This is a genomic window from Arsenophonus endosymbiont of Bemisia tabaci Q2 (assembly GCF_902713415.1).
GTDB lineage: Bacteria > Pseudomonadota > Gammaproteobacteria > Enterobacterales > Enterobacteriaceae > Arsenophonus.
Map to the genome: position 1 here is coordinate 1 of NZ_CACTIE010000160.1, position 9718 is coordinate 9718.

General features: G+C 34.3%; 8 protein-coding genes and 4 pseudogenes. 1 reads left to right on the forward strand and 11 read right to left on the reverse strand.

The window, feature by feature from the left end:
• Window positions 1–109: 109 nt before the first annotated feature.
• From yciH to ARSQ2_RS08690, 4 genes and pseudogenes are all read right to left on the reverse strand, one after another.
• Window positions 110–439, reverse strand: a pseudogene (gene yciH / locus ARSQ2_RS08675) (stress response translation initiation inhibitor YciH).
• A complete protein-coding gene (pyrF, locus tag ARSQ2_RS08680) occupies window positions 436–1176 on the reverse strand; it encodes an orotidine-5'-phosphate decarboxylase (protein WP_181995050.1) in 741 nt (246 codons plus the stop codon). Before pyrF ends, yciH begins: the two are co-directional and overlap by 4 nt.
• A 44-nt stretch (window positions 1177–1220) precedes the next feature.
• Window positions 1221–2390: a lipopolysaccharide assembly protein LapB gene (gene lapB, locus ARSQ2_RS08685; RefSeq protein WP_181995051.1), complete on the reverse strand. Its 1170-nt coding sequence runs from the start codon at window positions 2388–2390 to the stop codon at window positions 1221–1223.
• A gap of 6 nt (window positions 2391–2396) precedes the next feature.
• Window positions 2397–2716 (reverse strand): annotated as a pseudogene (locus tag ARSQ2_RS08690) (LapA family protein).
• Window positions 2717–3261: 545 nt separating this feature from the next.
• Between ARSQ2_RS08690 and ribA the strand changes: the two are divergent.
• Window positions 3262–3864 carry a GTP cyclohydrolase II gene (ribA, locus tag ARSQ2_RS08695; RefSeq protein ID WP_181995052.1) on the forward strand — a complete coding sequence of 201 codons (603 nt, stop codon included), beginning with the start codon at window positions 3262–3264 and terminating at the stop codon, window positions 3862–3864.
• Window positions 3865–3928: 64 nt separating this feature from the next.
• Here the strand turns inward: ribA and ARSQ2_RS08705 are convergent.
• From ARSQ2_RS08705 to ARSQ2_RS08740, 7 genes and pseudogenes are all read right to left on the reverse strand, one after another.
• Window positions 3929–5418 (reverse strand): annotated as a pseudogene (locus tag ARSQ2_RS08705) (aconitase family protein); the annotation flags it as partial.
• Between the two features lie 94 nt (window positions 5419–5512).
• A pseudogene (thrC, locus tag ARSQ2_RS13040) lies at window positions 5513–6358 on the reverse strand (threonine synthase); the annotation flags it as partial.
• Window positions 6359–6360: 2 nt separating this feature from the next.
• Window positions 6361–6582 carry a homoserine kinase gene (locus ARSQ2_RS08720; RefSeq protein WP_181995055.1) on the reverse strand — a complete coding sequence of 74 codons (222 nt, stop codon included), beginning with the start codon at window positions 6580–6582 and terminating at the stop codon, window positions 6361–6363.
• Window positions 6583–6680: 98 nt separating this feature from the next.
• A complete protein-coding gene (locus ARSQ2_RS08725) occupies window positions 6681–7151 on the reverse strand; it encodes an IS630 family transposase (RefSeq protein WP_338078275.1) in 471 nt (156 codons plus the stop codon).
• Window positions 7152–7242: 91 nt separating this feature from the next.
• Complete coding sequence (locus ARSQ2_RS08730; protein WP_181995056.1) at window positions 7243–7527, reverse strand: IS630 transposase-related protein; 285 nt, start codon at window positions 7525–7527, stop codon at window positions 7243–7245.
• A 99-nt stretch (window positions 7528–7626) separates the two neighbouring features.
• On the reverse strand, window positions 7627–7881 hold the full coding sequence (locus ARSQ2_RS08735) for a hypothetical protein (protein ID WP_181995057.1): 255 nt from the start codon (window positions 7879–7881) through the stop codon (window positions 7627–7629).
• A gap of 652 nt (window positions 7882–8533) precedes the next feature.
• A complete protein-coding gene (locus ARSQ2_RS08740) occupies window positions 8534–8761 on the reverse strand; it encodes a phage holin family protein (RefSeq protein WP_181995059.1) in 228 nt (75 codons plus the stop codon).
• Window positions 8762–9718: the final 957 nt, after the last annotated feature.

Below are 9718 nucleotides of genomic sequence, written 5' to 3' on the forward strand. Positions count from 1 at the left end.
AAAAAAGAGCGCTCGGATGCGACACAGATATTTTGTTCGCACTCAATATGGTGTAATCAAAATTAAGTCGCTTAGCTATAATTATCTGGCTTTATTTGTAAATATAAAATTAACCGCCGGCCAGTTTAACTTTCATTCCCTTAGCTTCTAATAATTGCTTAATAAGCTCGCATTTATCACCCTGAATCTCAATATTGCCTTGTTTGATTGCTCCGCCTGAACCACATTTTTTTAATTCAGCAGCAAGCATCATTAATTGATCTTTATTCAAATCCAAGCCTGTAATAACAGAAACACCCTTGCCTTTTCGGCCTGAGCTTTGACGTCTGATACGAACTATACCATCGCCTTTGGTTGGCACTGATTTTTTCTACTTCAACTATTCTGCTTCAACTATTCTGCCAGTTTCTGTAGAATAAACTAAACGCGAGTCACTCATTTTATCCATCCAATTGAACGATTAATTTGCGCCAGCGTTAACACTGGATCGGCACTATTATGGGTAATAGGACGACCAATAACCATATAATCAACGCCAACATTAATAGCCTGCTCTGGCGTCATAATTCTCCGCTGATCATAGGCTTCTGCACCAATGAGGCGAATGCCTGGCGTAATTGATAAAAAATCGCTACCACAAGCTGATTTCAGTGCTGCTACTTCGTGTGCTGAACAAACTACACCATCCAACTCACACTCCTTGGCTAATTTTGCTAGCTGCAAGGCGCGATCAGCCGGCAGTTGTGTAATACCAATCTGGTGCAGATCCGCTTGTTCCATACTGGTTAATATGGTAACAGCAATCAATAGTGGAGCATCTTTAGCATATTCAACTAGTGCTTCTTTAGCCGCCATCATCATTCTGACCCCACCACTGGCATGTACATTAACCATCCAAACCCCGATTTCCGCCGCTGCTTTAACAGCTTGCGCCACCGTATTAGGAATATCATGAAATTTCAAATCCAAAAAAATCTGAAAACCTCGGTTATGTAAAGTTTGAATAAATTGTGGGCCATATAAAGTAAACATCTGCATACCCACTTTCAGGCGGCAATCCTGCGGGCTGAGGTTGTCAACAAAAGATAATGCCTTAGCCAGATCATGATAATCTAATGCAACAATAACCGCGGAATTAGTAGAAACAGGAAGTTTATTTTGCGTGCTGGCTATCATTTTTAACCTTTTAAAATTTAATGAATGCAATATATGTGACGTTGTCACTGACCATCAAGGCCTTTTATTGGTTTGATCGTATCCCAAGAACGGCATGAAGGACAATAGCAATATAAAGAATGGGTAGTAAAACCACATTTGCGGCAACGGTAATCAGGTTTAGAGCGGATTTGCTCGCCAACCATATTGCGCAGTAATTCCAGACTCTCTTTTGCTCTGCCTTCTTCTGCGTCCGCCAAATGATAATCGATCAGTTTATAAAACAATCGCATCGTTGGATGACGTTCAAGTTGCTGTTTAATAAATATTTGCGCTTTTTCTAGCCCTTTTCTTTTTTCAATTATTTCCGCCAGATAAAGCTGAGCAGTTGCACCGCAATCGCCAGCAACACATTGCTGGATATAAGCTTCCCAATCATGCCAATTCGCTAAATGATGATAACATTCATAAAGCATGGTTAAAGTTTCACTGACTAAATCTCTATCTTGATCAAAAACTTGTTTAAGTACTGAAATGGCTTTTTCATATTCAGCTCGGGCGATATGAATGCGCCCTTTCATAATAGAAACTCGAGTAGCGTTTTTATTTGATTGAGCGGCTTTATTTAGTAAAAGAAATGCGCCATCAAGATCGTCACTACTCAGCTCCAATAGTGCCAGTTCGCAATAAAAATGAGCTATTTCTTGTTTAAATTGAGGATTGCCCATTTTGACTAATTTTTCGGCAACCTCGATTGCTTTATACCAATCGCTAGTTGCTTGATAAATAGTAAGTAAAGATTGTAACGCACTAAAGCGAAAATCTTGCTCATCAACTAGTTGCAAAAAAATATTTTTCGCCCGATCATAAACTCCTGCCGCTAAATAATCTCGCCCAAGCTGCTGTGTGGCTAATAGTTTCTGCTCAAAGGATAATGAGTTACTTTCAAACAAGGATTGATGAATACGGATAGCCCGTTCAATCTCCCCCCTTGAACGGAAAAGATTGCCTAATGTCAGATGAGCCTCAAACGCCGAGCTATCTTCTTTAAGCATATTTAAAAACAGATCAACGGCTTTATCTTGTTGATTAGATAGCAAGAAATTGACACCAGCTACATATTCACGGGATAAACGATCAGCATTTTGTTGTTTATCTTGTTGAGCACTTCTGCGTCCCATATACCAACCATAGGCAGCGGCAATAGGCAGTAGCAGAAATAGCAGCTCTAACATAAAAAATTACCTTTTTTCATTTGTAACAACTGCCACTTTACTATCGTGTTCACTTTGAGTTGATTCGGTTAATTGACTTTCTAAACGTTTAATCTTAAGTCTTGCATTTGATAATGAAATTAATGCCTTAGCGTAAAACACCCCGCAAATAAGCCAACCCAGCAAAAATCCAACCGCAAAAAGGACAGCTAGTAATATCGATATTGGATAGTCACCTTTAGTAATCAAATATAATTAAATGTTACTATCTGATTATTGCTTGAGCCAAGTGTCACGGAAACAATAAAAATGGCTACAGAAAGTAATAAAATTAAAAAATATTTCACATTTTTCCTATTTTTGCTTAATGATAGAAAAGCGCTGTAAACACTTTTTGTTTCTTAACTTAGCATCTAAACCCAATAAAGAAAGTGAATTATATCAACACTCGCCTTTTTATTTAAATAAACATTTCAATGGTAGATAACATAATGAGTTACGACAAAAACTTTTCTATAACATGTTAATGGTGCACAAATATTTTTAATCAAAAAATTCCTTATTGAATTTATCCCATTTAACGAAATACTAGTGTTGCTGACTATTTTTTCAAAAAATGAAAAAATCTTAGAACATTTATTTATATTAGGCACCGGTCTCAATCAACAAACCTCAATCTAAATTAATAAACAAAATGTGCTTATAGTTAAAATAGTTAATTTTTTAATAATAATATTGTAGTAATATGAAGATAAATTTATCTACTGATGATATCCACTAGCCTAGTAAAATATATAGGTAAAAATAATTTGATAACTATATTTAACTATTTTTTTAACGTGCTTTTCCTTAATTTTAAATACAGAGAGTTTCGTTCATTATGTATAACAATATGCAGTTAAAACGTATAGCTGAAGCCAAATTACCTACTCCTTTTTGTGAGTTTCTACTTGTTGGTTTTGAAGAAATTGTTAATGGTAATAATCATATCGCACTTATTTATGGTGATATTACTGATGGAAAACCCGTTCTTTCCCGTATTCACTCGGAATGTTTGACCGGAGATGCCTTATTTAGTTTACGTTGTGATTGTGGTTTTCAACTAGAAGCAGCACTTAAACAAATTGGCGAAGAAGGTAGCGGAGTACTACTATACCATCGTCAAGAGGGGCGTAACATCGGATTATTAAATAAAATCCGCGCCTATGCTCTGCAAGATGAGGGGCTGGATACTGTTGAGGCTAATTTAAAACTCGGGTTTGAACCCGATGAACGTAATTTTACTGTCTGTGCTGACATGTATAAATTATTGGCGATAAATGAAGTGAGATTATTAACCAATAATCCTAAAAAACTAGAAATTATGAAAGAAGCTGGAATCAATGTCGTAGAACGAGTTCCTCTCATTGTTGGTCGTAATCCCAAAAATAGTGACTATCTCAATGTAAAAGCCAGCAAATTAGGTCATATTCTATCTGATAATGCGAAAAAATAATCAATCAATTATTATCAAAAACTGTCTGCTTTTAACAGAGCAGTTTTTGATGGTTTAAATCCGTTTATTTTAACATTTGACGAATAACATACTGCAGAATACCGCCATGACGAAAATATTCTATTTCAGTCATCGTATCAATGCGGCAACACATCGCTATTGTCGTTTTCTGATCATTTTTATCAGTAATGGTTACTGTGATCATCTTGCCTGGGGTAATCGATTGCAAGCCTGCAATATCAATTGCCTCATCACCGGTCAATTTTAATGTTTTACGGTTTACATTAGCCGGAAATTCTAACGGTAAGACCCCCATACCAATCAAATTAGAGCGATGAATTCGTTCATAAGATTCAGCAATAACCACCCTTACCCCGAGCAATAGGGTTCCTTTAGCCGCGCAGTCACGACTAGAACCGAAACCATACTCTTTGCCAGCAATAATTGCTAAAGGTATCTTTTTTTGCTGATATAGCTAAGCGACTTAATTTTGATTACAAAATATATGTTTTTCTCCAATATAAATTTACTGATATAGAGTAATTACTTGTAATCATTTTAAAGTCGCCCAGCTATATTGCATGCCAGCATCATAGATTGCTAGCTGAGTCTGTTTTGGTATATAGCGAGTAAATCCCCCTTCAACCCTAGGAAGCATCTCATTACGAATACGAATATTGGCAAATGTGCCTCTCATCATAACTTCATTATTACCTCGCCGCGAACCATACGAATTGAAATCTGTTGCTTGTACGCCATAGGACTGTAAATAACGGCCAGCTGGACTATCCGCTTTAATATTTCCAGCTGGTGAAATATGATCGGTCGTAACAGAATCACCGAAGATTGCAAGAATATGAGCAGTATGAATATCAGTGATCGGCGCCGGTGCAAGCTGCATGCCATAAAAAACGGAAGATTAGGAATATAAGTTGAATCAGGTTGCCATGAAGAAGTGGCTGAACTTTTTACATCAAGTGCCTGCCAGGCTTCATCACCATCAAAAACTGCATTATATTCTTTATGGAACATGTCAGATTTTACTAACTGTATTGCATCAACAATTTCCTGACTGGTAGGCCATATATCTTTTAGTAAAACATCTTTACCATTTTTATCTTCTCCCAACGGCTCATCAGCAAGATTTACTTGCATATTACCCGCTAACGCATAAGCTACCAGTAGAAGTGGTTATTCCAACCAATTGGTTTTTACTAATAGATGGATCCTACCTTCAAAATTTCTATTGCCTGATAGCACCGCACCTACAGTTAGATCATGTTTTTTGATTGCTTCATCTATTGCCGCCGGTAGTGGCGCTGAGTTACCAATGCAAGTGGTGCAGCCATAGCCAAGTAGATTAAAACCTAATTGATTTAAATAATCAGTCAATCCCGCTTTGGCTAAATAATCAGTAACCACTTTCGAACCTCGTGCTAACGAAGTTTTTACCCAAGGTTTACGCATTAAACCTTTTTTAACCGCCTTTTTAGCAAGTAATCCTGCCGTCATTAAAACACTTGAGTTTGAAGTATTGGTACAGGAAGTTATAGCTAAGCCTCTTAATTTTGATTACAAAATATATGTTTTTCTCCAATATAAATTTAATGATATAGAGTAATTACTTGTAATCATTTTAAAGTCGCCCAGCTAATATAAAACGCTTCACCGGTAGCCCCATTGCTTTGGCAAATAAGCCGGCGGTTAAATTACCAAAATTACCACTGAGTACAGAAATAACTAATTGTTGACGGTTTTCAACCACTAACTGTGCAAGAGCCTCAAAATAATAACAAATTTGCGCCAATAACCGGCTAATATTAATAGAATTCTCGGAGGTTAAACATAATAGCCGTTTTAATTCTTCATCATCAAAAGCCTGTTTTACCAGCCTTTAACAATCATGAAAGTCACGCTTGATTGCGATAGTGTGAATATGTTCCCCTAGTGTACAGAATAATTTTTCCTGTAAAGGCGTGATCTTATTTTCCGGATAGAGAATAATAACCTGAACCTTTTTAAGACGATAAAAAGCATGGGCCACGGCGGGCCGCCAGTATCACCTGAAGTAGCGGTTAAAATAGTAATGGGTTGGTTACTGGCAATTTGTGCCAATATTTGTGCCATAAATCGGCCAGCAAAATTTGTGCCATAAATCGGCCACCAAAATCTTTAAATGCTAAGGTTGGGCCATGATACAACTCCAGGCTGGCAATATTTTCTTCTATTGGTCTAACAACTAACGGAAAATTGAACGCCTGTTTAACACACGCTGTCACTTTTTCTAACGGCATTTCATTGCCAATATAAGCTGATAAAATATAGCTCTACTACGGGTGATAAAATCGCACTGTAACCATTTAGCTAGCTGTTCATCATTGAGTTTTGGTATATTAAGCGGGAAAAAAGGCCGTGCTGCTGACCCAAGCCCTTGTTTAACTGCCTGCAGAAAACGGACCTGCTCACTTTGATTTTTTAAATTATATAATTTCATTTTTAGCCTATCACTCTTGCACCAATTTGATCTAAACGATACATGTGCACAAAACCTATTCCATTTTGTAGGTAATATTGTGTCAGCCATTGCATTACTTTTTCTGCTGTCTTTCTTTTATAGCTATAGCAAATTGCAAATAATGTCGGCCCAGAGCCAGAGATACCGCAAGCAACTGCGCTGATATTTTTTACTTTTTCGCGAGCTGCGATAAAACCGGCCAATATAGCTAAGCGACTTAATTTTGATTACACCATGTTGAGTGCGAACAAAATATAGCTAGGCGACTTTAAAATGATTACAAGTAATTACTCTATATCAGTCAACTTATATTGAAAAAACATATATTTTTGTAATCAAAATTAAGAGGCTTAGCTATATCTGTGTCGCATCGGAGCGCTCTTTTTTTGCATTTAGCATGTGTCCATTTATGTTCAATTGGATTAAGATCTGGCGAATAGGTAGGCAAATATTCCACCATATGCCCCGCATCGATGATGACTTGTTGAATACTCTGTTTCTTGTGAAAAGTTGCATTATCCATCATGATTACACTGTTTTTAGGAAGTACTGGGATAAGGACTTGGGTGACCCATGCATAGAAAACATCGCTGTTAATATTGATATCAAATAATCCGATAGCAAACAGCGTTGTGCCCAATAAAGCGCCGATAACATTTGTTCTTCCTTTAGCTCCCCAGTTCTTGAGACCAACACACCGTTGACCTTTCGGGGAATAGCCGTGAGTCCGCGGGGTATCGTGTGAAAAACCACTTTCATCAATAAAAATAATATGCTTGCCTTCTTTTTCATACTGTTGTTTTTTTGAAACGTTTGTCGAGTGTTTTCGTCGGCTTTCGGATGACGTAAAGTTTTTTTATAGATCAATCCCATTTTTTAAGAGCTTGCCAAATGGCCTTCTGACAAACGCCAAAACGCTCTGCAGGCTCTTTTTGGTAAGCATCTGGATATTGTTCAACATCTTTTATCAACTCGGATTTATCGATTTTTCGCTGACGCGTAGTCGATGCTTTTGGCTCTATTTGATTAATCCAACGCGATATAGATGCAGAGCCAATCCGAAATTGCTTCGCTGTTTCTTGGATACTTAACCCTTCTTCTTCCATCGTAAATATCACTTTACGTCTAAAATCAATTGAATAGCTCATATAAATAATGTCATCAAAATTAAGTCGCTTAGCTATACCACCATAACCATTAAATGCGACAAAATGTACAGCGCAAGCTGGGTTAAAAAAGGCGTATTTTTATATCACATATAGGGTTTGTCGCTCATCATTACTATCTTCAACAATTTTTGTTAAATCAAGCGGAAGTGCTTCATAATAAGCAAGCTCTATTATTTGATTATTACTATAGTGATAATTTTTTGGTAAAATAACTTTAATATCAATGCAATTAGTATAAAAAGTTACATTTAGCGTAGAACCTTCATTTAGTGGAAAGATACGTGTATGTTGTCTCATACGATCGATAATTTCTATGTATGAACCAGATGGCATATTGGCCAAAGTAAATACCAATCGTATAAATTCAACATTTACTTCTTCAATAACAAAAGTTCTAATTAAGAAGTTTTGATTATCTTGTATAAAGTTATGATTAATATGTACTATTTTGCTATTTTCTGCATATTTTTATATTTATTTTTCCTGGGTCATTCTATTTACTATTTGCTAATATGATCAAAAATATGATTAAGGATTTTAATGTCTCAACAGAATAAAATGAAACTAATTTGCTTAATATTTTTAAATATATAAAAATTTTTTGTATTATAAATGTTATTTTTTTACTTTATCTTTTTTGCTTATTAAGCATTAATAAATGCATGTGATAAATTTTATATTTTATGATTTATAATGTATTTTTAATGCAAAGTAGAAATAATATTAAAATTAGAATTTCTTTCTACTATTTAAATGTAATAAGTTAACAATTTTTATGTTTAAAACACATAATATAATAAAGTTAACATCACATTTAAAAAATTATCTATTTGATAAATAAGCTGTAAATACAAAAATTTATTTATCAAAATGATATAGTAGATATCTACTAAAAATAAAATTTTATTTCTACGCTACCCTTAGTGGTAATTAAAATAAAAAGAAAAAATAGCTAGTTATAATTGAATGTCCATAATTATGGAAGTTATAAAAGTAAATTTTCTTTATTAACCTTTAAATTGAAAAATTTTTGGTATAGTAATTTAAATCCTGTACCACACATGAATCCTAGTAAGCCCGCAACTACTAGTGCAATATAGTCACTAGAGCCATATTCCATAGCTAATAAGCCTCCAATAAATCCAGTAAAGCAAGATATAATCATTTCAAATATTATCGCTATCCATCGTCGTTTTGATTTCTTTTTCCGTATTTAATATATATTTAGTAGCACCTCTCCATGCAAAAAACCTATAAGACACGATAAAAGAACATCATTTTAGGTATACGGGTATAATCCCCAGATTTTAGATTCACTTTTAAAAAGGATTTTATTTAAAAAAATAAGGAAAATATTAAACTTTTTTCTTAAAACCATTAAGATTAATGTAATGGCTAGTGCGTTATTTTATAAATATACTGTTTGGAAAGATATAATTGATTTTTTAAAAAATAGATAAAGATGGATTTGAAATTTTCCATTATCAGTAATAGTATTTAGATACTATTAGGAACTAAAATTGATTAAATAAAATTAAATTTATATTAATTAAACCTGTTTTGCTGTAAAATGAATTTAGTTAATTTAGTTTTTAAAAAAACTTTTATCAAAAGTTTGAACATTAGCTCAATAAAAAATTATAGTTTTGTATTCTTTATTGATATAAGTATAACTGTATTAGACTGTATTAGACTGTATTAGACTGTATTAGACTGTATTAGACTGTATTAGACTGTATTAGACTGTATTAGACTGTATTAGACTGTATTAGACTGTATTAGACTGTATTAGACTGTATTGGTTTATTTATATTTTATCAGGAGGAGGAAGCTATGAAGTCGTATATAGTTATCAATAGCGTTGGTAGAACGGTTGAAGTAGAAAATGAAGTTGTAAAATTAACACCTAAAGAATTTCTTATGCTTGCAGTTATTCTTAATTTTTTTATGGGAAGGATACGATGGATTTAGAACACCTTATTTAGTATGTGTGGATGCATAGATATAGAAGTATTACAGGATATAACGTTAGCCAATTGTTTTCAAGAGTACGAAAAAACTTTACAATTTTAGTGGTTATCTTGATTTGAAAAGAATGCCAAATGGCATGATTTGTGCAATTATAAAAGATGGTACGGAAATATTATGGAATGAAAAACCATAAACGATA